Genomic DNA, 25,532 nt, shown 5'->3' with positions numbered 1-25,532 from the left:
GGTCCACAAGGCGCCAGGAACTCAAAAACCATTTGCCTGTGGCCGAAAAACACACGGCTTCTTAAGCCAAATCAGATGCTTCCAACCGTTTTCAACCTCGCCCTGGGGTGGATTTCGGCCTGCGACAGCACCGTCGTCTGGGCCCGGAACCGTTCCACCAGGGAACGCACGAAGGGACGAATTGCCGCGGAGGTGACCAGCACCGGAGCCTCGCCTTCGCGCGCGGCGCGCTCGAACGCCTCGCGCACGCCGGTCATGAACTCCGACAATTTCGAGGGCTGCATCGCCAGGCTCCGCTCCTCGCCCTGGCCGATGATCGATTCGGCAAAGGCCTGCTCCCATTTCGCCGACAGCGCGATCAGCGGCAGATAGCCGGCATAGGAGGTGTTCTGCGCGCAGATCTGGCGCGCGAGGCGAGCGCGGACGTGCTCGACCATGGTCGCGGGATTGCGCGAGAAGGCCAGCGAATCCGCGATGCCTTCGAGGATGGTGGAGAGGTCGCGGATCGAGATGCGCTCGGCGAGCAGGAGCTGCAGCACGCGCTGGATGCCGGAGACCGTAACCTGTGCGGGGACGATGTCCTTGACCAGCTCGCTCTGCTCCTTCGGCAGCTCCTTGAGCAGCTTCTGCACCTCGCCATAGGAGAGCAGGTCCGACATGTTGGCCTTGAGCAGCTCGGTGAGGTGGGTGGAGAGCACGGTTGCGGCGTCGACGACGGTGTAGCCCTTGAGCGAGGCTTCCTCCTTGAAGCTGGCATCGACCCAGGTCGCGGGCAGGCCGAAGGTCGGCTCGGTGGTGTGGATGCCGGGCACCTGCACCTGGCTGCCGCCGGGATCCATGACCATGAACTGGTTCGGCCAGATCTTGCCGGTGCCGGCGTCGACCTCCTTGATCTTGATGATGTAGGTGTTGGCCTCGAGCTGGACGTTGTCGAGGATGCGCACCGCCGGCATGACGAAGCCCATCTCGATCGCGAGCGAGCGGCGCAGCGCCTTGATCTGCTCGGTGAGGCGGTCGGTGCCATCGGGGCCGTTGACCAGCGGCAGCAGCGCATAGCCGAGCTCGATCTTGAGGTCGTCGATCTTGAGCGCGGCCGAGATCGGCTCTTCGGCCGCGGCAGCGCCCGGCGCACCCGGCGTTCCCGCAGCGGAGGCGGCGTGGGCGGCTTCCTCGGCCTTGGCCGTCACCCGGTTGCGGTTGCGGGCGTTCCAGGCCAACGCGCCGGCGCCGCCGCCCAGGGCGAGAAAGGGAAGGGTCGGAATGCCCGGCAGCGCCGCCAGCACCAGCATCACGGCGGAGGACATCGCGAGCGCCTGCGGATAGCCGGAGAACTGCTTCATCAGCGCCTTGTCGGCGGCGCCGGAGACGCCGGCCTTGGAGACGAGCAGGCCGGCCGCGGTCGAGACGATCAGCGCCGGCACCTGGGTGACGAGGCCGTCACCGACGGTCAGCAGCGTGTAGGTGCGGCCGGCGTCGGCGAAGGACATGCCCTGCTGCGCCACGCCGATGATGATGCCGCCGACGACGTTGATGAAGACGACCAGAAGGCCGGCGATGGCGTCGCCCCGGACGAATTTGGAGGCACCGTCCATGGCGCCGAAGAAGCCGCTCTCGTCCTCCAGCTCCTTGCGCCGCTCCTTGGCGACCTTCTCGTCGATCAGGCCGGCGCCGAGGTCGGCGTCGATCGCCATCTGCTTGCCGGGCATGGCGTCGAGGTGGAAGCGGGCGGCGACTTCGGCGATGCGGCCCGAACCCTTGGTGATGACGACGAAATTGACGATGATCAGGATGGCGAAAACGATGATGCCGATGACGAAATTGCCGCCCATCACGAAGTTGCCGAAGGCTTCGATGACGTGACCGGCGGCAGCCGTGCCCTCGTGCCCGTGCGACAGGATCAGGCGGGTCGAGGCCATGTTGAGCGACAGGCGCAGCATGGTCGAGATCAGGAGGACGGTCGGAAAGGAAGAGAATTCGAGCGGGGCCTGGATGAACAGCGACGTCATCAGGATCAGGATCGAGAGCGTGATCGAGATCGCCAGGAACAGGTCCAGCACGATCGCGGGCAGGGGCAGGATCAGCACCACCAGGATGGTGAGGACGCCGAGCGCCAGCGCGATATCGCCGCGCTTGAGGATGGTGACGATCTCGTTGACGGAGGGGATGCCGGGCCTTGCGGCGCCTACGCCCTGTCCCGCGGTGACGTCGACCATGGTAGCTGCCTCCCCGCGCGACTGCCGTCCGCGCGCCCCGAACGTCTGCGCGGCGGCCGATGGGCCGCCGTTCCGAAAGTGAGGCACCGCACTGGCGTCCACGGGGTTCCTCCCGTTCTACGCGGCCGACGACACTCGACTTCACCCGGCAATTCTTGCCGGGTGTATGGTTAGCAAACGGTTAACGCGGGGGCGATGAAGGTCAGAACCCGGGGGCGCTAGGCCCCCGGATTTCGAATCCGGACGATGGCCGCCAGGCTGCGGCCGAGGGAAGGCCGGGCCGAACTGCTCGGGATCGCGCGCCCTAGAGCGCCTGCACCACATCGGCATTGCCCATCGGCAAAGGGCTGCTCGAGTCTTTCCTGATCGATTCGGCTACGAAGCGAAGCTCCCAGTTCTTGACGAACCAATAGGCCGCAAACGCCCAGAGGCCGGACCATTCCACGTACAGGATGTAGGAATCGTTCGCCCGATCCGTATGCAGCATATGCATAATGACCGAGCCTCCCATCGCCAGGAGCATGTAAGCGCCGATCAGGAAGTAGAACGTCCTAAACCGCTTGCGTGCTGTTGGATCGTTCTTGATTTGCGACAGCGTCTGGTCCGAGTACCAGAATATGATAACGCCGATACACACGAACGCCAGAACGGCGCTGATGCCGTGCAGCGTGACGTTTGGATAGCCGAACGATGCCAATGTGAAGGGACTCGTCTTGTCGGGGATGCCCATCGGAAAAATCGCGACGCCCAAGGTAAATGCGCCCGTCAGGCTGAGCCAGCGGTCTTCATTCTTCGAGAAGCCCTTGTAGCGGTACAGGAACACGCCGACCGCGAAGAGCAGGCCGCAGAACCAGAGCCGGACGGGATAGAGGTCTGCCACGCCTTGAGCAGGGGTTTGGGCGAAATAGTAATCACTCAGCGAGGGCTGCGGGCGAATTCCCCAGAGCAGGCCGATCACGATCACGACGACTGGGAAAGCTGCGGTCAGCACGCCCATTCGTGTCCGCAGTTTCCGGTAGTTCTCAACGATTGCCTTGTCGATATGATCTTGTTCCATAATGAGCTCCATGACGCCAATGAGCATCATGGTGCCATTATTTAAGGTTGTGGAAAAGGTTTAGGGTTGTAGGCAAGTCACCGCAGTCCCCAATGCGTGGCTGCAGGCTTGGTACCCATACGGTTGGGCCGGACCTTCGCCGGAGCTCCCAATGCGCTGAGGCGCATTGGAGTTTCCAGGCGGCCGGGCGAGTCGCCCGCAACGATGGTCGGGGAGGGCCGTCCTACTTCGCCTTCTCCATCTTCGTCACTGTATACCCCGACGCCGCCTCCTCGGCCTCGAAGGTCACCTTGTCGCCGACCTTCACCTGCTTCAGCATCGCGGGGTCCTTGACGCGGTAGACCATGGTCATGGGCTCCTCCATGCCGAGGCTCTTGGCCGGTCCGTGCTTGAGCGTGATCTTGCCGGCGCCCTCGTCGATCTTCTTGACCTCGCCGCTGATCGAAGCGGCCAGGGCCGCGGTGGCAAGGCCGAACGACAGCGCCAGCGCGGCAGTGATACGGATGATGCGGTTCATGAGAGGCTCCCTATCGTTACTTGACGGTGACCTGGCCGACCATGCCGTAGTCGCGATGGTCGGGGATCAGGCAGGAAAATTCGAACGTGCCGGCCTTGCTGAACTTCCAGAGGATCTCGGCGGTCTTGCTCGGCGCGAGGCGCACGCCATTGGGTTCGTCATGCTCCATGTGCGGATGCTTCTTCATTTCCACGGCATGCGCGAGATTCTCTTTGGTGGTGGCGAGCAGGAATTCATGGTCCTCCTTGCCGACATTGCGCAGCACGAAGCGGACTTGCTCGCCGCGTTTGACCTCGATCCTGGACGGTGCGTAATCCATCTCGCTCATGGCGATCTCGATGGTCCGTGCCGGCTTCTTCGGATCGCCGGGCTCGCCGGCCGAAAATTTGCCGTGCCCATGCTTGTCGTGGGCAAAGGCGGGTGCGGCCAAAAGCGCGGCCAGCGCGAGGGCGAGCTTGATCGTGGTCTTCATCGTGGTCTCCGGTTGGTGGTTCATCGAAACGCTCACATCTTGTGCTTCATCGGCGGACTGCCGGGTTTGTGCCGCGCCGGCTCCGGGGCAGGTGCGGCGACTTCGTAGGCGACGGTGCCTGGCGGGAATTTGTAGGGACCAGGATCGCGGTAATCGTCGCGCGCGAGGTCTTCGCGTATCTTCATCACGGTGAACATGCCGCCCATCTCGATCGGCCCGAACTGGCCGGTGCCGGTCATCATCGGCAGCGTGTTGTCGGGCGCGGGCATCTCCATGTTGCCCATCGCCATGCCGGTCGAGCCCATGGCCATGCCGTCGGGCGCGAGCTTGCCGACGGCCTTGGCGAGGTCCTTGCGCGACACGCCGATCAGGTTGCGCACGTCGTGTCCCATCGAATTCATGGTGTGGTGCGACTTGTGGCAATGGAATGCCCAGTCCCCGGGATTGTCGGCGAGCACATCGAACACCCTGATGGCGCCGACCGGGACGTCGGTGGTCGTCTCCGGGATCTGCGCGCTCTCCTGAATCCAGCCGCCATCGGTGCAGGTCACCGCGAAGCTGTGGCCATGCAAATGAATCGGATGGTTGGTCATACTGAGATTGCCGATGCGCACGCGCACCTTGTCGCCGAGCCTGACCGGCAGCGGATCGATTCCGGGAAAGACCCGCGCGTTCCAGGTCCACATGTTGAAGTCCGTCATCTCGTTGACGTGCGGCAGATAGGTGCCGGGGTCGACGCGATAGGTGCTCATCACGAACACGAAGTCGCGGTCGACGGCGCGGAAACTCGGGTCGCGCGGGTGCACGATGAACATGCCCATCATACCCATCGCCATCTGCACCATCTCGTCGGAATGCGGGTGGTACATGAAGGTTCCGCTCTTCTTCATCTCGAATTCGTAGACGAAGGTCTTGCCCGGTTCGATGTGCGGCTGGTTCAATCCGCCGACGCCGTCCATGCCGCTCGGGATGATCATGCCGTGCCAGTGCACCGTGGTGTATTCGGGCAGCCGGTTGGTGACGAAGATCCGGACCTTGTCGCCTTCGACCGCCTCGATCGTCGGTCCCGGCGACTGGCCGTTGTAGCCCCACAAATTCACCTTCATGCCCTCGGCGAATTCGCGCACCACGGGCTCGGCGACGAGATGGAATTCCTTCCAGTCGCCGTTCATCCGGAACGGCAGCGACCAGCCGTTCAGCGTGACCACGGGGCGATAGTCAGGCCCGCTGCTCGGATGCAGCGGCGGCTGCATCACCACCTTGTCCATGGTGGGTGCTTCCGGAATCGACGCGGCCTGGACGCGGCCTTGAATGGCGGATGCGCCGACAAGCGCGGCGGTGCCTAAAAATTCTCGGCGGGAAAACATCTTGGCCTCCGTCTCAGTGGCCGCCGCCTTCGGCAGGAGCTGCCGCGGCAACGGTGGTTGGATTGTCGCCAACGGCGGCGGGCAGACCGCCGCCGTTGACGGCGGTCTGCAGATCGGCCTGGGCGAGGAAGAATCTCTGCCTGGCATCGATCGCGCCGCGCAGCGCCGCGAGGCGCTGCCGCGCTTCGGTGAGCAGCGCGAAGATGTCGACCTGCATGCTGGAGAAGCGCAGCTGCATCTCCTCGGTGATGATCTTTCGCAACGGGATGATCTCGCGCTGGTAGTGGCCGGCGATGTCGTAAGTGGAGCGATAGACGCGATAGGCATCGCGCGCCTCGGACCGCACATTCACGGCCCGCTCGGTCAGGCGGTTGAAGGCGAGGTTGTAGGTCTCCGCCGCCTGACGCACGCGTACCTCACCGCCGTCGAAGATCGGAATCTGGAACTGCAGGTCGAAGCCGCGCTCGCGGAACGGCGGCCCTTCCGGATCCTGGGTGCGACGGGAGATGCCGGCGATATCGAGCAGCGTCACGAAGCGCGTCGCCTCGGTGAGGTTCAGCGCCTTCGCCAGCGCGGCCAGCTCAAGCCGCGCGATCTGCAGGTCGAGGCGATGTGCCACCGCATCGGCCTCGATCGTGGGGAGGGCCAGCGGCCGGCGCGGCAATGGCGGCAGTTGATTGGGCAGGCGGAAGTCGAGACCGTCGTCCCACAGCCCCATCTGGCGCGCCAGCTTTTCGCGCGCGCTTCCCGCCGCCTGTCGCGCACTGGCGAGGTCGGCGGTGGTCTCGGCATAGAACACCTGCTCGCGGGCCTGATCGAGCTTGTTGAGCGAGCCGGTCTCGCCGAGCTTGAGCGCGAGCTGTGCGGTCGATTCCGCCGTCGCCTTCGCGTCGGTCAGCAGCCCCACCATCTCGTTGGCGGCAACCGCACGGACATAGGCGCGGCGCACGTCCGAGGCGTGCCGCAGCGTCGCCAGCGCGGCGCGCAGCTGCGCTCCGCGGAAGCGTTCCCGAGCGATCTCGGACCGGAACGGCAGGGTGGCGAGCGCGAGGATGTCGCCGACCACCTGGCGCTCGATCTCGCTGGCGCCATTGCCGGTGATGCGAGAGACTGCGAACACCGGATTGGCCGGCAGGCTCTGCTCGACCAGCTCGGTCTCCGCCAGCGCCAGCTCGTTGTAGGCGGCCTGCAGTCCCTTGTTGTTGAGCAGCGCGATCTGCACGGCGGCGTCAACGCTGAGCGTGCGCGAGAGCAGCTGGCGGACGCGGGAATCGACCGCGGCGGCGCCCTCGGCCGAGCGCACGAAGGCGACGTCCTTGTTGATGGTCCGGCTCGTCAGATCCGAGACGTCGGTCATGCCGCCGTCGGGCGAGAACGCGGCGCAACCGGACATGCTGAGCGCTGCGATGACGAGCAGGCCTCGCGCAAGATGGGGTGTCATGGCGCGCTCCTACCGCTCTTGCTTCGGCTGCGGCGTCACCGCCTCGTTGCGGCCGCGCCAGGGTGCCGGTGTCGCAGGCCGCAGGCTGGTATAGGGCGCAATGGTCGAGCGATAGCCGACAGGCGCCACCTTCGCCGCGGGATCGGCAGGATCGGCGCTGGCGACTGTGGTCGTGGCCGGCATGCAGCCGGACATCGCCAGCGCAGCGAGGGCCAGAAGCGGCCAATGGAATAGAAGGTGTCGTCCAGCCACCACGGCTGCGGCGGATTTCGCTCCGGAAAGCGCAAGCATGATTCATCCCTGATCTGAAAGACTACAGGTTCGCGCGCGCGGCAAAGCGCGCTCGGCCCGAAATCGTCGTGTCAGATCAGGTGATGGGGGGGCGGTAGTGCTGGGGCGGTGCCGTGCTGTGCAGGCTGGCCACGAGCTCGGGCGAGCAGGTGGACATCGGTCGGAGCGGTGTTGCGACGACCGGCAGGTCGGCCGGCAACGCGCTGACGCACATCATCGCGCAGCAGGGACCGACTGTTCCCTTGCCGTCCTGATGATGCGACGCGGGCGCGTCCTGCTTGGCTTGGTGATGCTCGTGTGGCCCGGCGTGGTTGTGCGAGGCGCCATTGTGCGCATGGCCGGCCGCCATCTGATGATGGACCGGTGCGGCATATGCCTGCGGGGCCCCATCGAGGCAGGGCGCCGGGCCGCTGCCCCAGGCCAGGCTTGCCGCTGGCGCGAGCACGCAGAACAGATAGGCGAGGGCGACGATCCGCCCCACCCTGATCCGCATCGATCGTGTCAATCGCAGCAACATTCCGCCACATGCGTTCCGCGCGGCAATGTTGCACACGCTGAATGCAAACTAATGGCAAAACGCGCATTCGCCAAGAACTTATTACCGCAGCGCACCGCGCATGCCCAATATCGCGGCACGCTGCTTGACCGCGGAGCGTTCCGCGAACATGTTCCGCGCGTGCACGCGCCCAGTCATCCAGGACAAAGCCCTGATTCCTTCAGCCCTGATTCCCGTCAGGCCTGGATGCGGCTGCTCGTTGCGCTCGTGATCGGCTCGATCGGCGCCGTCGGCATGTGGGCGGTCGTGGTCGTGATTCCCGTGGTGCAGGCGGAATTCGGTGCCACACGTGGCGCCGTGTCGCTGGCCTTCACGCTGATGATGTTCGGTTTCGGGCTCGGCGGCGTGATCGCCGGCAAGATCACCGACCGGTTCGGCATCGTGTGGGCGATGGCGATCAGCATCGCCTTCCTCGGTGTCGCCAATGTGCTTGCGGGGCTGTCGACCCAGCTCTGGCAGTTCGTGGCGGCCTATTTCCTGATCGGGCTCGGCACGTCCGCGACCTTCGCGCCGTTGATGGCGGAAGCTTCGCACTGGTTCGAGCGCTATCGCGGACTGGCCGTGACCATCGTCGCGAGCGGCAATTACGTGGCCGGCACGATGTGGCCGCCGATCGTGAGCTGGGGCACCCAGGAGATCGGCTGGCGCTACACCCATATCGGCATCGCCATCGTCTGCGCCAGCACGATGGCGCTTCTGGTTCTCGTCCTGCGTGCGCAGATGGGCGACGACAAGGTCCACGATCACGCCAATGCACCGCCGCCGCGGGTCGATCTCAAGCTCTCGACCAATGCGCTGACGGTGCTGCTCTCGATCGCCAGCATCTCTTGCTGCGTCGCCATGGCGATGCCGCAGGTGCATATCGTCGCCTATTGCGGCGACCTCGGCTATGGCGTGGCGCGCGGCGCGGAGATGCTCTCGCTGATGATGGGCTGCGGCATCGTCAGCCGCATCGGCTCCGGTTATCTCGCCGACAAGATCGGCGGCATCTGGACGCTGCTGGTGGGATCGCTGGCGCAGGGCTTTGCGCTGGTGTTCTATCTTTTCTTCGACAGCCTCACCTCGCTCTATCTGATTTCCGCGATGTTCGGCCTGTTCCAGGGCGGCATCGTGCCGAGCTACGCGATCATCGTGCGCGAGGCGATGCCGGCGAGCGAAGCCGCAACCCGCGTCGGCATCGTGATCTTCGCCTCGGTGTTCGGCATGTCGTTTGGCGGCTGGGTGTCGGGCCTCATCTTCGATGCGACCGGCTCCTATGCAGCGGCGTTCGCCAACGGCGTGGCGTGGAACGCGCTCAATATCGGCATTGTCGTGCTGCTCTTGATCCGCTCGCGGATGAGCGCGGTGAAGGCCGGGCCGGGTTTTGCCACTTAGGTCGCTATCACGCAGTAGCCATGATCCTGTGGCCGCCGCCCGCTAGCGCTTGCGCTTCAGGGCAGGCTTCGCAGGCTTGGCGACGGTGCGCGTCTTCGCTGTCCTAACAGGCTGCATGCGCAGGCCATCGACGAACACATCGAGCAGGCGCAGCACCGACGCTTGCCAGCCGGGCTGGTCGTGCATGTAGCACATCCCAAAAAATGCCCGCAGCAAATCCTCCGGGCTGACATCGCCGCGCATCTCGCCTGCCACGACCGCGCGGTCGAGCAGCGAGCCGATCGCCTTGGTCAGGCGATCCATCGAGAACGCCGCGAGCTCCGATGAACTCTGCACCGCGAGCGCCAGGGCAGCCATCATCCCCTTCTTGGTGGCAACGAACTCGACACCTGAACGCAGCCAGCGCCTGAGCGCATCGACCGGGTCCTTCGCAGTCTTCAACTGCTCGGCAAGCTCGCTGAGCTGCTCGACCTCGCGCCGGTACACCGCCTCGAACAGATCCTCGCGCGTCGGGAAGTGCCGATAGAGCGTGCCGATACCGACGCCGGCGCGTTTCGCCACAGCCTCGAGGCTCGCCTCTGGCCCGCCCGCGCTGAACACGGCTTTCGCCGCTTCGAGCACGCGCTCGCGATTGCGCACGGCGTCGGCGCGGGGCTTTCGGGTCTGGTCGGCGTGGTCGTCCATGTCAGGCAATGTAGATCACGAATTGGTTAGATTGAACCCTCGTTGAACCCGGAAGCGGCTGCATCGCGTTGGTGACGCACGGGCTTTTGACGAATTCCAAATATTTTCCCGTGACCCTTGTTAAGCGGAGGGTGCCTCCGTATTTTCGTTCATGTGCCCGACCCGCTTCATGTCGGGGGCGGCACGCAATCGACGGCGGCCATGGCGATGGCGCGCTGCGCGATCACTCATGTCCATATCTGATCGGAGCCTTGTATGAACCACTCCATCAGCCTCACCGTGAACGGTGCGCGGCGCGACTTCGTCCTCGACGATCCGCGCGTCACGCTGCTCGATCTCCTGCGTGAGCGCGTCCATCTCACCGGAACCAAGAAGGGATGCGACCGCGGTCAGTGCGGTGCCTGCACCATTCTGGTCGACGGCAAGCGCATCAACTCCTGCCTCGCGCTCGCCATCAGCCATGACGGCGCCGACATCCTCACCATCGAGGGCGTGGCGCGCGGCGACCAGCTTCATCCCGTGCAGGCCGCCTTCATTGCCCATGACGGCTTCCAGTGCGGCTTCTGCACGCCCGGCCAGATCATGAGCGCGATCGGCATGATGAGCGAGGCGCAGGCCGGCAACGATCCCGAGCGCATCCGCGAATGCATGAGCGGCAATCTCTGCCGCTGCGGCGCCTATGCCGGCATTGTCGATGCCGTGCTCGACGCGCAAGGACAGATGGACGAAACCAACCAGAGGCGTTCGGCATGAAACAGTTCGATTATGTCAGGCCCGCGACGGTTGCTGAAGCCGTTGCCGCGGCGGCCCAGCCGGGCGCCGTCTATCTTGCCGCCGGCACCAATCTGCTCGATCTGATGAAGGGCAATATCAGCCGTCCGGATCGTCTCGTCGACGTCACCCATCTCGAAGGGCTCGACGGCATCGAGCGCCTCGCCGACGGCGGCATACGCATCGGCGCCTTGGTGGGCAACGCCGATCTTGCGCACGATGCGGAATTCGCGAGGTCCTATCCGGCCGTTGCCGAAGCGCTGCTCTCCGGTGCGTCCGCGCAGCTGCGCAACGCCGCGACCGTCGGCGGCAATCTCCTGCAACGGACGCGCTGCGCCTATTTCTACGACACCGCCAGCCGGTGCAACAAGCGCGAGGCCGGCAGCGGCTGCGACGCCCGCGACGGCGAGAACCGCGGCCATGCCGTGCTCGGCTGGAGCGAGAGCTGCATCGCGACGCACCCTTCTGATTTCTGCGTGCCGCTGGTCGCGCTCGATGCCATCGTCGAGATCGAGGGCAAAAATGGCCGGCGCGAGATCGCGCTCGACGAGCTGCACCGCCTGCCCGGCGACACGCCCGATCGCGAATCCGTGCTCGAGCCCGGCGATCTCATCGTCGCAGTGCGCCTGCCGCCGGCGGCGCGCGGCTTTGCTGCGCATGCGCGCTACCTCAAGGTCCGCGAGCGCACCTCCTACGCTTTCGCCGTCGTATCGGCTGCAGCCGCATTGCGGATCGAGAAAGGCAAGATCGTGGAAGCGCGGCTCGCGCTCGGCGGCGTCGCCGCGAAGTCCTGGCGTGCCCGCGCCGCGGAGGACGTTCTCAGGAACGTTGCGCCGACGGCCGACGCCTTCCAGGAAGCCGCCTGGCGCGCTCTTACCGACGCCAAGCCGTCCGGCGACAACGCCTTCAAGATCGAGCTCGCACGCCGCATCGTGGTGCGCGCGCTGACCCTCGCCGCGGCCGGCACGCCCGCGCGCCTGCCGGCGCTGCCGGCTTCTCCCTTTGCCGCGATCCCCGGAGTTATCCATGCCTGAGCTCAACCTGACCAGTGCGCCCGCCCATCTGCGCCACGGCTCGAATATCGGCCAGCCGCTGACCCGTCGCGACGGCATTCTCAAGGTCAAGGGGCAGGCGACCTACGCTGCCGACAATCACCCGCCTGGCATGCTGTTTGCGGTGATGGCCGTGTCCAGCATCGCGCGCGGTCGTGTGACTTCGCTTGATGTCGATGCCGCCAAGCGCCATCCCGGTGTGGTCGACGTCATGACGTCGGACCACAAACCGGCTCTCGCGATCGATCCCGAGATCAAGACAAATCCGTTCGTCTTCCGGATGGAGGTGTTGCAGACCAACGAGGTCCGCTACGCCAACCAGCCGATTGCGGTGGTGATCGCGGAGACGTTGGAGGCTGCAACCGAAGGCGCCGCGCTGCTGGCGCCGCGTTACGAGGCGCTGCCTGCGCTGGTCGGCCTCGATGCCGGCGAGAGCTTTGTGCCGCCCGTCGTCGGCGTTGGCAATCCGTCCGAGCATCATCATGGGGACATCGAGGCAGGGCTTGCTTCGGCCGAGAAGCGGATCGACGTCGTCTATGAGACGCCGCCGCAATATCACAACGCGATGGAGCCGCATGGGATCGTGGCGCATTGGGACGGCGACAGGCTGTCGGTGGACATGCCAACCCAGGGTCTGATGCTCTCGCTGGCGCGGATCGCCGAGTTGTTCGGCATCGCGCATGACAAGATTCATATTCGCAGCCCGTTTCTCGGGGGCGGCTTCGGCTCCAAGGGGTTGATGGCCGGGCCGCAGGTGCTCGGCGTCATGGCCGCCAAGCTGGTCGGCAAGCCGGTCAAGCTCGTGCTGCGCCGCGAGCAGATGTATGGGCCGGTCGGCCATCGCGCACCGACGCGCCAGCGCCTGCGCATCGGCGCGGATGGAGAGGGGCGTTTGACCGCGCTCGATCATCATGCGAGGACCGTGTCGAGCACGTTCGACGATTTCTACGAGCCCGCAGCCGACGCCTCGCACACACTCTATGCGGCGCCTGCGATCCGCACCTCGCATGACGCCGTGCGCGTCAATACCGGCACGCCGCTGTTCATGCGCGCGCCCGGCGAGGCGACCGGCTCGATTGCGCTGGAGAGCGCGATCGACGAGATGGCCTGGGCCTGCGGCATGGATCCGCTCGCCTTCCGCCAGAAGAAGAACTATGCCGAGGTCGAGCCGATCAGCGGCAAGCCGTTCTCCTCAAAGGCGTTGCGCGCCTGTTACGAGCAGGGCGCGGCGCGCTTCGGCTGGGCGAAGCGTTCGCTGCAGCCGCGGCAGATGCGCGACGATGCCGGGCTGCTGGTCGGTTGGGGCATGGGCACGGCGACCTTTCCGGCGCTGATGTTCCAGGCGGAAGCGCGCGCAGCGATCCGCCGCGACGGTTCAGGCGTGATGGAGATCGGTGCGCACGACATGGGGCAGGGCGCCTGGACCGCGCTGGCCCAGATCGCGGCCGACGAACTCGGGCTCGATATCGACCGCGTCGCGTTCAAGGCCGGTACGTCCGATTTGCCCGATGCCGGCATTGCCGGCGGCTCCGCGCATACGGCAACCGCGGGTGCCGCGATCCACAGCGCGGGCGCGGCCGTGATCGCAAAGCTCGCCGATCTCGCTACCACTGACGAGCATTCGCCGCTGTTCGGCGCCGGCAATGCCGGCGTGATCGCGCGCGAGGGAAGGCTGGTCCGACGCGACGATGAGAGCCGCAGCGAGAGCTATTCCGAGATCCTGGCGCGCGCCGGCGTTGCCGAGGTCGAGGCGCGCGGCACCGGTGCGCCGAATCCCGCGGCGATGGAGCAATACGCGATGCATTCACATGGCGCGGTGTTCGCTGAGGTGAAGGTCGATCCCGATCTCGGCCAAATCCGCGTCAGCCGCATGGTCGGCGCCTTCGCAGCCGGCCGCATCGTCAACCCGCGCATGGTGCAAAGCCAGCTGTTCGGCGGCATGATCTGGGGCCTGTCCTTTGCGCTGCACGAGGAAGCGATCACCGACCGGCGCACCGGCCGCATCATGAATGCCAATCTCGGCGAGTACCACGTTCCCGTGAATGCCGACGTGCCGCCGCTCGACGTCATCACGGTCGAGGAGCACGATCCGCACGTCAATGCGCTCGGCATCAAGGGCGTCGGCGAAATCGGCATCACCGGCAGCGCCGGCGCGGTCGCCAACGCGGTCTGGCACGCGACCGGCGTGCGTGTGCGCCGTTTTCCGATTCGAATCGAGGAGTTGTTGACGCAGCGTTGAGACGGCGGGCGGGGCGAGATCTTCTCGCTCCGCTGCGTAGGTCTAAAGCGCGATGAGATTTGGATGAACCATCATCGCGCTTTAGGTTGTTGTTTGCGCATGATCTTTTCCGAGAACCGCTTCGCACTTTTCCGGATCATGCTCTAGAACGTCGGCGGCGTGCAGGCCGAGATCACTTCGCACGGCTTGCCGCCGACGCAGCGGAAACGGTGCGGGCGGCGGCTCTCGAAATAATAGGCGTCGCCCGGATTGAGGATGCGGCGCTCGTCCTCGACGGTGACCTCGAGCTTGCCCGAGATCACGATGCCGCCTTCCTCGCCGTCATGGACGAGGTGCACGCGCCCGGTGTCGCTGCCGGGCTCGTAACGCTCCTTCAGAATCTGGAGGCTGCGGCCGAACAGATTGTCGCCGACCTGGCGATACGAGATCGGCTTCTTGCCAACCTCCGTCAGCTCGTCCGCGCGGTAGAAGATCTTGCGCCGCGACTCCGGCTCCAGCGCGAAGAACTCGGCGAGCCCCATCGGGATGCCGTCGAGGATGCGCTTGAGGGCGCCGACCGAGGGGTTCATCTGGTTGGATTCGATCAGCGAGATCGTCGAATTGGTGACGCCGGCACGCCTGGCCAGCTCGCGCTGCGACAGCTTGTGGCGCGCCCGGATGAATCGCAGCCGTCCACCGATGTCGACGCTCATGTTCCGGTCCTTGCCCTGGTCCTGTGTTGCAGGTGATGCGGATCGCGCAAATATGGTCTAATCGCCCCAGTGAAATCAATGGGTTGCGGCGAGGCAGAAAAGGACTTGTTGCGCTTTCCAAGCCGTGGCTCTGCTAGCAGGTCAGCAAAGGAGCGCGGCCGTGACCCTTCATCAGATTCCGAACACTATCAAGACCGACTCGTTCTGGATGCCGTTCACGGCCAACCGGCAGTTCAAGAAGGCGCCGCGCCTGTTCTCCTCGGCCGAGGGCATGCACTACACCACCGTCGACGGCCGCAAGGTGATCGACGGCTCCGCCGGCCTCTGGTGCGTCAATGCCGGCCACGGCCGCAAGCAGATCGCCGCCGCGGTCGAGCGTCAGCTCATGACGCTGGACTTTGCGCCGTCGTTCCAGATGGGCCATCCGCTCGCATTCGACTTCGCCGAGCGGCTCGCCGAGATCGCGCCGAAGGGCCTCGACCGCATCTTCTTCACCAACTCCGGCTCCGAGTCGGTCGACACCGCACTGAAGATCGCGCTCGCCTATCACCGCGCCAACGGCCAGGCCAGCCGCACCCGCCTGATCGGTCGCGAGCGCGGCTATCACGGCGTCGGCTTCGGCGGCACCTCGGTCGGCGGCATGGTCGCCAACCGCCGCGCCTTCGCAACCCTGCTGCCGGGCGTCGATCACATCCGACACACCCACGATCTCACCCGCAACGCCTTCGCCAAGGATCAGCCCGAGCACGGCGCCGAGCTTGCCGACGATCTCGAACGCCTCGTGGCCTTGCATGGCGCCGAGACCATCGCCGCCGTCATCGTCGAGCCGGTCCCGGGGTCGACCGCCGTGCTGCCGCCGCCGAAGGGCTACCTGCAGCGCCTGCGCGAGATCTGCGACAAGCACGGCATCCTCCTGATCTTCGACGAGGTCATAACCGGCTTCGGCCGCCTCGGCACGCCGTTCGCCGCCAATTTCTTCGGCGTCACGCCGGACATGATGACCACCGCCAAGGGCATCACCAACGGCACCATCCCCTGCGGCGCGGTTTTCGCGCACCGCAAGGTGCACGACGCCATGATGATCGGCCCGGAAAATGTCATGGAGCTGTTTCACGGATACACTTATTCCGCGCATCCGACCGCCTGCGCCGCCGGCATCGCGACGCTCGACATCTACAAGGACGAAGGCCTGCTGACGCGCGGTGCGTCGATCGCCGAATACTGGCGCGATGCGCTGCATTCGCTCAAGGGCCTGCCGAACGTCATCGACATCCGCAATTGCGGCCTGATGGGCGCAGTCGAGCTGTCGCCGCGCGACGGTGCTGTCGGTGCGCGCGGCTACGACGTCATGGTCGACTGCTTCAATCGCGGACTGTACTTCCGCATGAGTGGCGATAGCTTCGCGCTGTCGCCGCCGCTGATCGTCGAAAAGAGCCACATCGACGACATCGTCTCGATTCTCGGCGACGCCATCAAGCGGGTGGCCTGATAATTGCTCTCGCCGTTGCGAGTTGTTTCCTTGCAGCGGCGAGCGTGATGCCGCGGGAGTTGGACCAAGCGTGAAAGTTCTGATCCTCGGCAGCGGTGTCATCGGTGTCACCTCTGCCTACTACCTCGCACGTGCCGGCCACGAGGTGACGGTCGTCGACCGTCAGCCGGAGCCGGCGCTCGAGACCTCCTTCGCCAATGCCGGCGAGGTGTCGCCCGGCTATTCCTCGCCCTGGGCCGGCCCCGGCGTGCCGGTGAAGGCGGTGAAGTGGCTGCTGATGAAGCACGGCCCGCTGGTGATCCGGCCGAAGCTCGACCCCGTCATGTGGGTCTGGCTGCTCAAGATGCTGCGCAACTGCACCAGCGCGCGGTACGCAGTCAACAAGAGCCGGATGATCCCGATCGCGGAATACAGCCGCGACTCCTTGCGCGACCTGCGACGCGACATCGGCTTTCAATATGACGAGCGCGCGCAAGGCACGCTGCAGCTGTTCCGCTACCAGGCGCAGCTCGACGGCACGGCCGAGGACATCGCCGTGCTCAAGCAGTACGGCGTTCCGTTCGAAGTGCTGAGCCGCGAGGGCTGCATTGCGGTGGAGCCGGCGCTATCGGGCGTGAAGGAAAAATTCGTCGGCGGGCTTCGACTGCCGCAGGACGAGACCGGCGACTGCCACATGTTCACGCAGGCACTGGCCAAGCATGCCGAGGCGCTCGGCGTGCGCTTCATGTTCAACACCTCGATCGACCGCATCGTCACCGACGGTGCGCGCGTCAGCGGCGTGATGACCGGTGCCGGCACGTTGCAGGCCGATAGCTATGTGCTCGCGCTCGGCAGCTGGTCGTCGCGGCTGGTGGCCCCGCTCGGCATTTCGCTGCCGGTCTATCCGGTGAAGGGCTATTCGATCACGGTGCCGATCAAGGACGCCTCCGGCGCGCCGGAATCCACCGTGATGGACGAGAGCTACAAGGTCGCGATCACGCGCCTCGGCAATCGCATCCGCGTCGGCGGCACCGCGGAAATCTCCGGCTATTCGGACAAGCTCTACGATGCGCGCCGTGCCACGCTGGACCATTCCTTGACCGATCTGTTCCCGCGCGGCGGCGATCTTTCCAAGGCGACGTTCTGGAGCGGCCTGCGTCCGATGACGCCGGACGGCCCACCGGTGATCGGTCCGACGCAGTACGGCAACCTCCACCTCAACACCGGCCACGGCACGCTCGGCTGGACCATGTCCTGCGGTTCGGGACGCGTGCTCGCGGATACGCTGTCCGGCAAGAAGCCGGACATCGACGTGAGTGCGCTGTCGGTGGAGCGGTATAAGCACCGGTTCGGGTAAGACTCTCTCCGCGTCATTGCGAGCGAAGCGAAGCAATCCAGGATCTTTCCGCGGAGACAGCCTGGATTGCTTCGTCGCAAGGGCTCCTCGCAATGACGAGGTGGAGGCAGCGCGCGTCCAAATCCATCACCGTACCCTCGGCGCAGCGGTCCGCGCGTCAATGCCGCTTGCGGCGCGCGGACATAATCCGAGCGACGTGGCCGTCATCGCCGTACATCGCGTCCCACACATTGATGCCGGATGCCCACGATCTGATCCAGTCTTCGAAACTGGGCGAATCCTCGAAGAATGCGTCGGTCCAGTCGTCGCCATCGTGATCGTTGGGATCAAAAATCCGCATCCGGAAATCCGGATCGAGACATTCGATGCAAGAATAGATCGCGCATCCCCAATGGCTGATCGGCAGTAGGCCATCCGGCCACGCCAGCTCAGGCGCACTGCGAAACGCGTCATAGATCTCAACAACGGTCTTGCCGGTATCGTCGGCAACGCCGTTTGTTAATCCGATGAATCCGTATCCGGGGCCGAAGCCGCCATTCCCGATCTCGGCATAGATTCGCTTCAAGAGAGGCGGCAGCCGGAAGCGAAGGTACTCTTCGTCGGAGGCTATATCGCTGGGATTGCTGGGAATCAGCTCTTGGCTCGGAGGTCGGCCCAGATCGGTGACTTTCGTCTTCAGCCGCTGTCGGATCGCAGCGATGATGAGGTCATCCATCGGCGGTTTTCCCTTGCCTCGCGGCTCTCACATTATGCCAGCGGGTGCAGCGTCGGCAATCTACCCCGCCCCCGTCACGCAATTCACCCAGAGCACCACGGCCTTCGCATCCTCGGCCGGGTTTGAAAACCGGTGGGGTCTGCGGCTCGCAAACCGGAAGCTGTCGCCGGTCTTCAGCGACCAGGTCTCGCTGTCCACCGTCAGCATCATCTCGCCCTCGAGCACGAGCCCGGCTTCCTCGCCGTCATGGGTGTAGAGCTCGTCGCCCGTGGAGCCGCCCGGCTCCAGATGCACCAGGAAGAGGTTGAGCTTGTTGTCGGTGCTCGCCGGGCTCAGCAGCTGCTTGGACACGCCGGTGCGCCAGAGCTTCAGCTCGGGGCGTTGCGATCCCCGCGTCACGACCTGATCGGATGCTCCATCGGCGCTCGGACTTGCACCGAACAGGGCGGCGATGCCGACGCCGAGCACGTCGGCCAGCGTGGCCAGGACCCGCAGGGACGGTGACGACAGGCCGCGCTCGATCTGGCTGAGGAAGCCGATCGAAAGCTCCGTGCGCGCCGCGACCGTCTCCAGCGAGAACTGCCTGGCGCGCCGGAGATCCCGGATGCGGCGGCCGACTTCGACGTCCATCGCGGGCTCGGCCTTATTGATCACGGCCTTGGCCCTCACCCGCTTCGCCGGCTTTGCGGCGACCGGTTTGCGCATTCTTTTGCCACCGCTCACGTCAAACCGCTTCCTTCATGTGCATGAAAACTACTTGCATCGTTCGCGAAAGTGTGACCAAATTTTCATATTGGTGAAAATAGGCCGAAACGGCTTGGCCCGCAATGTCTGATCACGACATGCGCGAAACGCCGTCACCGGCCAGACCCAAAGGGGGATGCGATGAAGCGTTTTGGTCTGGCCGCGATCGCGGCGCTTGCTCTGGCCGTGGTGCCGGCTTCGGCGCAGCAGGCGCTGAAGGTCGGCTCGACGCCGACAGGCATTCCCTTCACCTTCCTGGACACCAAGACCAACACCATCCAGGGCATCATGGTCGATCTCATCACCGAGATCGGCAAGGACGCCGGCTTCAACGTCCAGATCGAGCCGATGCAGTTCTCGGCGCTGATCCCGTCGCTGACCTCGAGCAAGATCGACATCATCGCGGCTGCGATGTTCATCACGCCGCCGCGGAAAGAGGTCGTCGACTTCTCCGATCCGATCTATACCTACGGCGAAGGGCTGGTGGTGCCCAAGGGCGACACCAAGGCTTACGCCACGCAAGACGATTTGAAGGGCGAGACGGTCGGCGCTCAGGTCGGCACCGCCTTCGTCGATGCGCTGAAGAAGTCCGGCCTGTTCGCGGACGTCAAGGCCTACGACACCATTCCCGACATCCTGCGCGACGTGAACACCGGCCGTCTCAAGGCCGGCTACGCCGATTATCCGATCCTCGCCTACAATCTGAAGCAGGGCGGCTTCCCCGAGGTGCGCCTCGTCGACGGCTACAAGCCCGTCACCGTCGGCTCGGTCGGCATCGGCGTGCGCAAGGGCGAGACGGCGCTGCTCGGCAAGATCAATGCCTCGCTCGCGAAGCTGAAGGCCAACGGCACCATCGACAAGATCCTCGATAAATGGGGCCTGAAGGCGCAAGGTTGATCGCCAGAGGCCAGGCTATCAGATGAAAGGCTTTTGGCGCGACGCCGCCGAGTTCTTCCCGATTCTGCTGAACGGCGTCGCGCTGACGATCGTCGTCACCATCGGCTCGCTGCTGCTGTCCACGGTGCTGGGCCTCGTCTGGGCGATGATGCGGGTCTCCGGCATCAAGGCGCTGTCGATGCTCAGCGCCAGCCTGATCAACGTGATCCGCGGCATCCCCATCATCGTGCTGTTGTTCTACCTTTACTTCGTGATGCCCGATCTCGGCGTCACCTTGTCGGCCCTGCAGGCCGCGATACTCGGGCTCGGCATCGCCTATTCGGCCTATCAGGCCGAAAATTTCCGCGCCGGCATCGAGGCGATCGACAAGGGGCAAATCGAGGCGGCGCAGTCGATCGGCATGGGCTGGTGGCTGACCATGCGCCGCGTGGTGCTGCCGCAGGCGGTGCGCATCGTGCTGCCGCCTTACGGCAACGTCATGATCATGATGCTGAAGGATTCCTCGCAGGCTTCCACCATCACGGTCGCCGAGCTCGCGCTGCAGGGCAAGTTGATCGCGTCCTCGACCTTCAAGAACACCAGCGTGTTTACGCTGGTGGCGCTGATGTATCTCACCATGAGCATTCCCCTGATCCTGCTGGTCCGTCACTTCGAGAAGCGGGCCGGCAAGCGATGATCGAGCTGAAGGACATCCACAAGAGCTTTGGCAAGGTCGAGGTGCTCAAGGGCATCAATGCGAAGGTCGAAAAGGGCGAGGTGGTCTGTATCGTCGGTCCTTCCGGCTCCGGCAAGTCCACCATCCTGCGCTGTATCAACGGGCTCGAGAGCTACGATCGCGGCGAGATCAGCGTCGAGGGATTGAAGGTCGACCGCGATGCGCCGTCGATCGTGGCCATCCGAACCCAGGTCTCGATGGTGTTCCAGCGCTTCAACCTGTTCCCGCATCGCACGGTCCTTGAGAACGTCGTCGAAGGGCCGCTCTATGTGAAGAAGGAGCCCCGTGCGCAAGTGCTGGAGCGCGGCCGCGCCCTGCTTGCCCAGGTCGGGCTTGCAGAGAAGGCCGATGCACATCCGCCGCAGCTCTCCGGCGGCCAGCAGCAGCGCGTCGCGATCGCGCGGGCGCTGGCGATGCAGCCAAAAGCCATCCTGTTCGACGAGCCGACCTCGGCGCTCGATCCTGAACTGGTCGGCGACGTTCTTGGCGTGATGCGCAAGCTCGCCGACGACGGCATGACGATGGTCGTCGTCACCCACGAGATGGGATTTGCCCGCGATGTCGCCGACCGTGTGCTGTTCATCGATGGCGGAATCATCGTCGAGCAGGGGCCGGCCAAGGCGCTGCTCAACCAACCCCAGCATCCGCGCACGCAGGATTTTTTGCGGCGTGTGCTGCATCCGCTCTGACCGGTCCTTGCCATGCCTGCGCGCCTCCCTCTGCCGCCTTCTGTCTATGCCGACACCGCCGTCGCGCCGGTCACCGCGCCGCCGCTCGACGTCGACAAGAATGTCTCCGTCGCGATCGTCGGCGGCGGCTACACCGGCCTCTCCACGGCATTGCATCTGGCAGAGCAGGGCGTCGAGGCGCTTGTGCTGGAGGCGCAGGAGCCCGGCTGGGGCGCGTCCGGCAACAATGGCGGCCACACCAACCCCGGGCTGAAGCACGACCCTGATCAAATCGAGGCGGATTTCGGCGCGGAACTCGGCCGCCGCATGATCGACTTCTCCTATGGCACCACGAATTTCACCCACGATCTGATCCGACGTTACCAGATTCCGTGCGAGGCACGGCAGAACGGCACGCTGCGCGCGGCCTATCACGAGGCCAGCGCTGCGGCGATCGAACAGACCGCGCAGCAATGCATCCGCCGCGGCATGCCGGTGACCTACCTGAACCGCGAGCAACTGCGCGAGATGACCGGCACCGACCGCTACATCGGTGCCATGCTGGATACCCGCGGCGGCGATCTGCATCCGCTCAGCTATGCCCGCGGCCTTGCGCGCGCCGCGATTTCGGCAGGCGCGAAGGTCTTTGGCGAGACACCGGCATTGTCACTGCGCCGCGACGGCTCGCGCTGGCGCATCGAGACGCCGCGCGCCGTGGTCCATGCGGACAAGGTCCTGCTCGCGACCAACGGTTTCACCGACGATCTCTGGCCCGCGCTCCGCCGCACCATCGTGCCGGTGTTTTCCTCGATCGCCGCCACCGCGCCGTTGTCGGACGAGGTGGCTCGTTCGATCATGCCGACGCGTCCGGTGCTCTACGAGAGCGGCCACATCACGGTCTATTATCGCATCGATCAGCACAATCGTCTGTTGATGGGCGGCCGAGGCCCGATGCGCTGGATCAACTCGCCGTCCGACGTCGCCTATCTCATGCGCTATGCCGAGCGGCTGTGGCCGCAGCTCAAGGGCGTGGCCTGGACGCATGGTTGGAACAGCCGGCTCGCCATCACCGGGGATCATTATCCCCACGTGCACGAGCCCGCAGAGAACATCCTGATCTCGCTCGGCTGCAATGGCCGTGGCGTCGCGCTCTCGACCGCGATGGGAGCGCAGCTCGCGCGCCGGCTGATCGGCGGCCCCAAGGCCGAGATCGATATGCCCGTCACCGGCATCAAGCCGATCCCGATGCACGCATTCTGGCCGGTCGGGGTGACGACCGCGGTGATCGCGGGCCGCGTGCGCGACCGGCTCGGCATATGAGAAGGCGCCGCCCCGTCAGGGGGCGACGCCTTGCATGCGATTCGGATAGAGCCTCAGCAGCGGCCCTGCTTCCATAGGCCCGGCGGGCAGCTGTAACCGCGCCAGCCGACCTTGCGTCCGCGCGACCATCCGGGCGGCGTGCCATGATAATGATGGCCTATCTTATGACCGTGACCATGACCGTGTCCGTGACCGCCGCCATGGCCGCCCTTGGCCAATGCAGGGCTGGTCAATGTAAAGCCGGCTGCAATGATCAGCGACGCGGCGAGCGCAAGTTTCTTCATCATGTCCTCCACTGGGGCGAGCGCATTTGTCCGTTGAGCGAACGAACTATGCGCAGCTAAGTTCCCTGCGAATGTGGAGGAGTCGTGACGCTCGCCTGGATGCGTAGTCGCGCGAGTGCTCAACGCGCGCTGGCAACAACTCGGATGTGGACTCAGCCTTCTGCGACCGCGTCAGCCCAAGGTTGAAAGATCTCGACCGCGCCAAAATTCGTATCGCCCTCGCGCATCACCACGCTCGGGCAGGCGAATTTCTGCGGCAAGGCCTGCACGCGGGTCTCTTCATAGTCGAAGCGCGCGGCGAGTGTCTTGCGCACGTCCTCCGGCAGTCGAGCATCGCCGATCACGACCGCACCCTCGCTGGCGTCGATACGCGGCTGGTGAATGGCCGCGTCGAGATCCATGCCGAAATCCATCGCGAAGGAGACGAGCTGCATCACGGAGGGCAGGATGCGGCGTCCGCCGGATGCGCCGACGGCGAGACGCTTGCCATCCTTCGTCTCGACGATGACAGGCGTGTAGTTGCAAAGGCAGCGCTTGCCGGGCGCGAGCGAGTTGGTCGTGCCGGGCGTCGGGTCGAACCACATGATGCCGTTGTTCATGGCGACGCCGGTGTGCGGCGTCACATATCTCGAGCCGAAGGACGAGAGCAGCGTCTGCGTCACCGCGGCGATGTTGCCGTGCCTGTCGACCACGGAGAAATGCGTGGTGCAGGCGGGCGCCAGGTATTCGGCACCGAGCGAGCGCTTGCCGTCGGCATCGCCCATGTCCTTGAGCCGCTCGCGGAAGGCGGCCTGCAGAGCAAGAGCGTATTCGACATAGGCGGCCGCGTCCGGCGCGCTTGCCGGATTCAGGCTCTGCTGCAACAGCCGCAGCGCGTGCGCCATGGTGGGCCCGGCCGTGAGCTCGGGCGTCGCATATACCTTGCCGTCGCGATACGGGATCGCCAGCGGCTCGCGCACATGCGCGCGGAAGGCGGCGAGGTCCTCGACCGACAGCGACCCGCCATCGGCCTTGATGTCGGAGGCGATGCTCCTGGCGAGGTCACCCTGGTAGAAATCGCGCGGCCCGGCCTCGGCAAGATGCGACAGCGTCGCTTTCAGCGTGTCCTGCGGCAGGCGCGTCTCGGCCTTGATGCCCCATGGCGCGGTCGGCGGCAGCCCGTCTTTCAGGAATGCCGCCGCGCTGGCGGGGTAGCGCCTGAGATCGGCGGCCGAGCCCGAGATCGTCACCGTGGTCCACCAATCGACCAGCAGGCCTTCACCGGCGAGCCTGGCTGCCGGCGCGACCAGATCCTTCCACGGCATCTTGGCGTAGCGGCGATGCGCCTCCTCCATCCCGGCGACGACGCCGGGCACGGCAATCGAGCCGGGGCCATGGATGTTGCGATCATCCTTCACCCGCGGCCAGGGGAAGAGATCGGAAGCAGCGCCTTCGCCGCTAAGCGGATAGTCGGCCAAGCGGAGGCTTTGCGGCGCGCACATGCCATAGTCGATCACCTCGGTGCGATTTTCCTTGGCGCGGTAGAGCACCATCGCACCGCCGCCGCCGATACCGCTGTTCCAGGGCTCCAGAACGTTCAGCGCCATGGTCGTTGCCACGATCGCGTCCACGCAGTCGCCGCCTGCGGCGAGCACCTGCGCCCCGACTTCGGCCGCCCGCCGCGATTGCGAGGCGACAATGCCGCCTTTGGACGTGACTGCGGGTTTGCGGACGATTTGGTTGAGGCTGAACTGATGAGGCATGATGTCGTCTTGTGTGCTGCGTTGACGTCGGGGCTCTGCATTGGCGGAGCGCGCGGACAATGGCACATTGCGGACAACGAGAACATCGAAAGGGAGACGCGACATGGCAGGTGTGAAACAGGCGCGGGATGGCGCGGTCGGAATCCTGACGCTCGACGAACCGGCCAGCCTGAACGCGATGACGCCGGACCTGCTCGGCGCACTCGCCGCGGCCATCGGCGAGATGACGCAGGACGAAGGCATCCGCGCCCTGATCCTCACCGGCGCCGGGCGCGGTTTTTGCTCGGGACAGAATTTGAAAGCATCGGAGGCGCTCGGCGAAGACATCGCGGCCGGCGTCATGCGCTTCTACTGGCCGGCCTTCAGGGCGCTGCGCGAATGCCGGGTGCCCGTCGTCGTCGCCGTCAATGGCGTCGCTGCCGGCGGCGGCTTCAGTCTTGCGATGGCCGGCGACATGATCGTCGCGGCCCGGTCGGCGAGCTTCATCCAGGTGTTCAGCCGCATCGCTCTGGTGCCGGATCTCGGCTCGACCTGGCTGCTGCCACGGTTGATCGGCCGGCAGCGCGCGCTCGAGCTGATGCTGCTGAACGAGCCGCTCACGGCCGAACGTGCCGAGGAGATCGGCCTGGTGCGGCAGGTGGTCGACGATGCCATGCTGATGGAGGAGGCGCTCGCCCTGGCGCGCCGCCTCGCCGACGGCCCAACGCGCGCTTTGGTGGCAACGCGCCTGCTCGTCGATGAGAGCGAGCATGCGACCTACGAAGCGCAGTTCCGCCGCGAGATCGAACTGCAGGCCGTGGTTCGCAAGACCGCCGATGCGATCGAAGGCCGCAATGCCTTCGTCGAGAAGCGCAAGGCCAGGTTTACCGGGCGGTGAGGGGCGGCACACTCGCCCC

At 65.3% G+C, this 25,532-nt stretch carries 25 protein-coding genes; 11 read left to right on the top strand and 14 right to left on the bottom strand.

The window, feature by feature from the left end:
• Nucleotides 1-71: 71 nt before the first annotated feature.
• From flhA to RX330_RS29680, 8 genes are all read right to left on the bottom strand, one after another.
• A complete protein-coding gene (gene flhA, locus RX330_RS29715) occupies nucleotides 72-2,213 on the bottom strand; it encodes a flagellar biosynthesis protein FlhA (protein WP_212092799.1) in 2,142 nt (713 codons plus the stop codon).
• A 304-nt stretch (nucleotides 2,214-2,517) separates the two neighbouring features.
• Nucleotides 2,518-3,300, bottom strand: coding sequence for a hypothetical protein (locus tag RX330_RS29710; protein WP_317240852.1), 783 nt, complete (start codon nucleotides 3,298-3,300; stop codon nucleotides 2,518-2,520).
• Nucleotides 3,301-3,493: 193 nt separating this feature from the next.
• Entirely contained in the window at nucleotides 3,494-3,787 is a 294-nt protein-coding gene (locus RX330_RS29705) for a copper-binding protein (RefSeq protein WP_212092798.1), read from the bottom strand.
• A gap of 16 nt (nucleotides 3,788-3,803) precedes the next feature.
• Nucleotides 3,804-4,259 (bottom strand): cupredoxin domain-containing protein, encoded by a 456-nt coding sequence (locus RX330_RS29700; protein ID WP_212092816.1) that lies wholly within the window; start codon nucleotides 4,257-4,259, stop codon nucleotides 3,804-3,806.
• Nucleotides 4,260-4,291: 32 nt separating this feature from the next.
• Complete coding sequence (locus tag RX330_RS29695; protein WP_317240851.1) at nucleotides 4,292-5,626, bottom strand: multicopper oxidase family protein; 1,335 nt, start codon at nucleotides 5,624-5,626, stop codon at nucleotides 4,292-4,294.
• A gap of 13 nt (nucleotides 5,627-5,639) precedes the next feature.
• A complete protein-coding gene (locus tag RX330_RS29690; protein ID WP_317240850.1) occupies nucleotides 5,640-7,067 on the bottom strand; it encodes a TolC family protein in 1,428 nt (475 codons plus the stop codon).
• Between the two features lie 9 nt (nucleotides 7,068-7,076).
• On the bottom strand, nucleotides 7,077-7,358 hold the full coding sequence (locus tag RX330_RS29685; protein WP_317240849.1) for a hypothetical protein: 282 nt from the start codon (nucleotides 7,356-7,358) through the stop codon (nucleotides 7,077-7,079).
• 76 nt (nucleotides 7,359-7,434) lie between these two features.
• Nucleotides 7,435-7,863 (bottom strand): hypothetical protein, encoded by a 429-nt coding sequence (locus RX330_RS29680; RefSeq protein ID WP_317240848.1) that lies wholly within the window; start codon nucleotides 7,861-7,863, stop codon nucleotides 7,435-7,437.
• Between the two features lie 237 nt (nucleotides 7,864-8,100).
• Between RX330_RS29680 and RX330_RS29675 the strand changes: the two genes are divergently transcribed.
• The gene (locus tag RX330_RS29675) at nucleotides 8,101-9,288 is read left to right on the top strand and encodes an MFS transporter (RefSeq protein WP_317240847.1); all 1,188 of its coding nucleotides are present in this window, start codon (nucleotides 8,101-8,103) and stop codon (nucleotides 9,286-9,288) included.
• 42 nt (nucleotides 9,289-9,330) lie between these two features.
• On the opposite strand, the gene RX330_RS29670 is transcribed toward RX330_RS29675, so the two are convergent.
• Nucleotides 9,331-9,972, bottom strand: a complete 642-nt coding sequence (locus RX330_RS29670) for a TetR/AcrR family transcriptional regulator (RefSeq protein ID WP_212092814.1) — start codon at nucleotides 9,970-9,972, stop codon at nucleotides 9,331-9,333.
• Between the two features lie 255 nt (nucleotides 9,973-10,227).
• On the opposite strand from RX330_RS29670, the gene RX330_RS29665 reads away from it, so the two are divergent.
• From RX330_RS29665 to RX330_RS29655, 3 genes are read left to right on the top strand one after another with little or no spacing between them, the layout of a single operon-like run.
• Nucleotides 10,228-10,725, top strand: a complete 498-nt coding sequence (locus tag RX330_RS29665) for a (2Fe-2S)-binding protein (protein WP_212092793.1) — start codon at nucleotides 10,228-10,230, stop codon at nucleotides 10,723-10,725.
• Nucleotides 10,722-11,777, top strand: coding sequence for an FAD binding domain-containing protein (locus RX330_RS29660; RefSeq protein ID WP_317240846.1), 1,056 nt, complete (start codon nucleotides 10,722-10,724; stop codon nucleotides 11,775-11,777). The genes RX330_RS29665 and RX330_RS29660 overlap by 4 nt, the downstream gene beginning before the upstream one ends.
• Nucleotides 11,770-14,034 (top strand): xanthine dehydrogenase family protein molybdopterin-binding subunit, encoded by a 2,265-nt coding sequence (locus tag RX330_RS29655; protein ID WP_317240845.1) that lies wholly within the window; start codon nucleotides 11,770-11,772, stop codon nucleotides 14,032-14,034. Before RX330_RS29660 ends, RX330_RS29655 begins: the two co-directional genes overlap by 8 nt.
• Nucleotides 14,035-14,177: 143 nt before the next feature.
• Here RX330_RS29655 and RX330_RS29650 read toward each other — a convergent pair whose 3' ends face one another.
• Complete coding sequence (locus tag RX330_RS29650) at nucleotides 14,178-14,726, bottom strand: cupin domain-containing protein (protein WP_317240844.1); 549 nt, start codon at nucleotides 14,724-14,726, stop codon at nucleotides 14,178-14,180.
• A gap of 160 nt (nucleotides 14,727-14,886) precedes the next feature.
• Between RX330_RS29650 and RX330_RS29645 the strand changes: the two genes are divergently transcribed.
• Both RX330_RS29645 and RX330_RS29640 read left to right on the top strand, forming a co-directional pair.
• Complete coding sequence (locus tag RX330_RS29645) at nucleotides 14,887-16,215, top strand: aspartate aminotransferase family protein (RefSeq protein ID WP_049801758.1); 1,329 nt, start codon at nucleotides 14,887-14,889, stop codon at nucleotides 16,213-16,215.
• A 70-nt stretch (nucleotides 16,216-16,285) separates the two neighbouring features.
• Entirely contained in the window at nucleotides 16,286-17,551 is a 1,266-nt protein-coding gene (locus RX330_RS29640) for a D-amino acid dehydrogenase (protein ID WP_317240843.1), read from the top strand.
• A 157-nt stretch (nucleotides 17,552-17,708) separates the two neighbouring features.
• Here RX330_RS29640 and RX330_RS29635 read toward each other — a convergent pair whose 3' ends face one another.
• Nucleotides 17,709-18,266: an SMI1/KNR4 family protein gene (locus RX330_RS29635; RefSeq protein ID WP_317240842.1), complete on the bottom strand. Its 558-nt coding sequence runs from the start codon at nucleotides 18,264-18,266 to the stop codon at nucleotides 17,709-17,711.
• Nucleotides 18,267-18,326: 60 nt separating this feature from the next.
• The gene (locus tag RX330_RS29630; RefSeq protein WP_317240841.1) at nucleotides 18,327-18,971 is read right to left on the bottom strand and encodes a helix-turn-helix domain-containing protein; all 645 of its coding nucleotides are present in this window, start codon (nucleotides 18,969-18,971) and stop codon (nucleotides 18,327-18,329) included.
• 180 nt (nucleotides 18,972-19,151) lie between these two features.
• On the opposite strand from RX330_RS29630, the gene RX330_RS29625 reads away from it, so the two are divergent.
• The 4 genes from RX330_RS29625 to RX330_RS29610 are packed head-to-tail and all read left to right on the top strand — an operon-like array spanning nucleotide 19,152 to nucleotide 22,610.
• Nucleotides 19,152-19,907, top strand: a complete 756-nt coding sequence (locus RX330_RS29625; RefSeq protein WP_212092787.1) for an ABC transporter substrate-binding protein — start codon at nucleotides 19,152-19,154, stop codon at nucleotides 19,905-19,907.
• A 22-nt stretch (nucleotides 19,908-19,929) separates the two neighbouring features.
• Nucleotides 19,930-20,583 (top strand): amino acid ABC transporter permease, encoded by a 654-nt coding sequence (locus RX330_RS29620; protein ID WP_212092786.1) that lies wholly within the window; start codon nucleotides 19,930-19,932, stop codon nucleotides 20,581-20,583.
• Nucleotides 20,580-21,311, top strand: a complete 732-nt coding sequence (locus tag RX330_RS29615; RefSeq protein ID WP_317240840.1) for an amino acid ABC transporter ATP-binding protein — start codon at nucleotides 20,580-20,582, stop codon at nucleotides 21,309-21,311. The genes RX330_RS29620 and RX330_RS29615 overlap by 4 nt, the downstream gene beginning before the upstream one ends.
• 12 nt (nucleotides 21,312-21,323) lie before the next feature.
• Nucleotides 21,324-22,610: an NAD(P)/FAD-dependent oxidoreductase gene (locus RX330_RS29610; RefSeq protein WP_317240839.1), complete on the top strand. Its 1,287-nt coding sequence runs from the start codon at nucleotides 21,324-21,326 to the stop codon at nucleotides 22,608-22,610.
• 53 nt (nucleotides 22,611-22,663) lie between these two features.
• Here the strand turns inward: RX330_RS29610 and RX330_RS29605 are convergent, their stop codons facing one another.
• Together RX330_RS29605 and RX330_RS29600 are read right to left on the bottom strand one after the other, a co-directional pair.
• Entirely contained in the window at nucleotides 22,664-22,897 is a 234-nt protein-coding gene (locus tag RX330_RS29605; protein WP_317240838.1) for a hypothetical protein, read from the bottom strand.
• Between the two features lie 149 nt (nucleotides 22,898-23,046).
• A complete protein-coding gene (locus tag RX330_RS29600) occupies nucleotides 23,047-24,636 on the bottom strand; it encodes a gamma-glutamyltransferase family protein (protein WP_317240837.1) in 1,590 nt (529 codons plus the stop codon).
• A 103-nt stretch (nucleotides 24,637-24,739) separates the two neighbouring features.
• On the opposite strand from RX330_RS29600, the gene RX330_RS29595 reads away from it, so the two are divergent.
• Nucleotides 24,740-25,513, top strand: coding sequence for an enoyl-CoA hydratase-related protein (locus tag RX330_RS29595; RefSeq protein WP_212092781.1), 774 nt, complete (start codon nucleotides 24,740-24,742; stop codon nucleotides 25,511-25,513).
• The last annotated feature ends 19 nt before the right edge of the window (nucleotides 25,514-25,532 follow it).

Source organism: Bradyrhizobium sp. NDS-1 (assembly GCF_032918005.1).
Classification (GTDB): Bacteria; Pseudomonadota; Alphaproteobacteria; order Rhizobiales; family Xanthobacteraceae; genus Bradyrhizobium; species Bradyrhizobium tunisiense.
Note: the sequence above shows the minus strand (reverse complement) of the source record. Positions and strands in the feature narration are given on the sequence as shown.

Bases quoted from the DNA above. Each gene is read 5' to 3' on its own strand.
- flhA (WP_212092799.1), bottom strand. From the start codon at position 2,213: ATGGTCGACGTCACCGCGGGACAGGGCGTAGGCGCCGCAAGGCCCGGC.
- RX330_RS29710 (WP_317240852.1), bottom strand. From the start codon at position 3,300: ATGATGCTCATTGGCGTCATGGAGCTCATTATGGAACAAGATCATATC.
- RX330_RS29705 (WP_212092798.1), bottom strand. From the start codon at position 3,787: ATGAACCGCATCATCCGTATCACTGCCGCGCTGGCGCTGTCGTTCGGC.
- RX330_RS29700 (WP_212092816.1), bottom strand. From the start codon at position 4,259: ATGAAGACCACGATCAAGCTCGCCCTCGCGCTGGCCGCGCTTTTGGCC.
- RX330_RS29695 (WP_317240851.1), bottom strand. From the start codon at position 5,626: ATGTTTTCCCGCCGAGAATTTTTAGGCACCGCCGCGCTTGTCGGCGCA.
- RX330_RS29690 (WP_317240850.1), bottom strand. From the start codon at position 7,067: ATGACACCCCATCTTGCGCGAGGCCTGCTCGTCATCGCAGCGCTCAGC.
- RX330_RS29685 (WP_317240849.1), bottom strand. From the start codon at position 7,358: ATGCTTGCGCTTTCCGGAGCGAAATCCGCCGCAGCCGTGGTGGCTGGA.
- RX330_RS29675 (WP_317240847.1), top strand. From the start codon at position 8,101: ATGCGGCTGCTCGTTGCGCTCGTGATCGGCTCGATCGGCGCCGTCGGC.
- RX330_RS29670 (WP_212092814.1), bottom strand. From the start codon at position 9,972: ATGGACGACCACGCCGACCAGACCCGAAAGCCCCGCGCCGACGCCGTG.
- RX330_RS29665 (WP_212092793.1), top strand. From the start codon at position 10,228: ATGAACCACTCCATCAGCCTCACCGTGAACGGTGCGCGGCGCGACTTC.
- RX330_RS29660 (WP_317240846.1), top strand. From the start codon at position 10,722: ATGAAACAGTTCGATTATGTCAGGCCCGCGACGGTTGCTGAAGCCGTT.
- RX330_RS29655 (WP_317240845.1), top strand. From the start codon at position 11,770: ATGCCTGAGCTCAACCTGACCAGTGCGCCCGCCCATCTGCGCCACGGC.
- RX330_RS29650 (WP_317240844.1), bottom strand. From the start codon at position 14,726: ATGAGCGTCGACATCGGTGGACGGCTGCGATTCATCCGGGCGCGCCAC.
- RX330_RS29635 (WP_317240842.1), bottom strand. From the start codon at position 18,266: ATGGATGACCTCATCATCGCTGCGATCCGACAGCGGCTGAAGACGAAA.
- RX330_RS29630 (WP_317240841.1), bottom strand. From the start codon at position 18,971: ATGCGCAAACCGGTCGCCGCAAAGCCGGCGAAGCGGGTGAGGGCCAAG.
- RX330_RS29625 (WP_212092787.1), top strand. From the start codon at position 19,152: ATGAAGCGTTTTGGTCTGGCCGCGATCGCGGCGCTTGCTCTGGCCGTG.
- RX330_RS29620 (WP_212092786.1), top strand. From the start codon at position 19,930: ATGAAAGGCTTTTGGCGCGACGCCGCCGAGTTCTTCCCGATTCTGCTG.
- RX330_RS29615 (WP_317240840.1), top strand. From the start codon at position 20,580: ATGATCGAGCTGAAGGACATCCACAAGAGCTTTGGCAAGGTCGAGGTG.
- RX330_RS29610 (WP_317240839.1), top strand. From the start codon at position 21,324: ATGCCTGCGCGCCTCCCTCTGCCGCCTTCTGTCTATGCCGACACCGCC.
- RX330_RS29605 (WP_317240838.1), bottom strand. From the start codon at position 22,897: ATGATGAAGAAACTTGCGCTCGCCGCGTCGCTGATCATTGCAGCCGGC.
- RX330_RS29600 (WP_317240837.1), bottom strand. From the start codon at position 24,636: ATGCCTCATCAGTTCAGCCTCAACCAAATCGTCCGCAAACCCGCAGTC.
- RX330_RS29595 (WP_212092781.1), top strand. From the start codon at position 24,740: ATGGCAGGTGTGAAACAGGCGCGGGATGGCGCGGTCGGAATCCTGACG.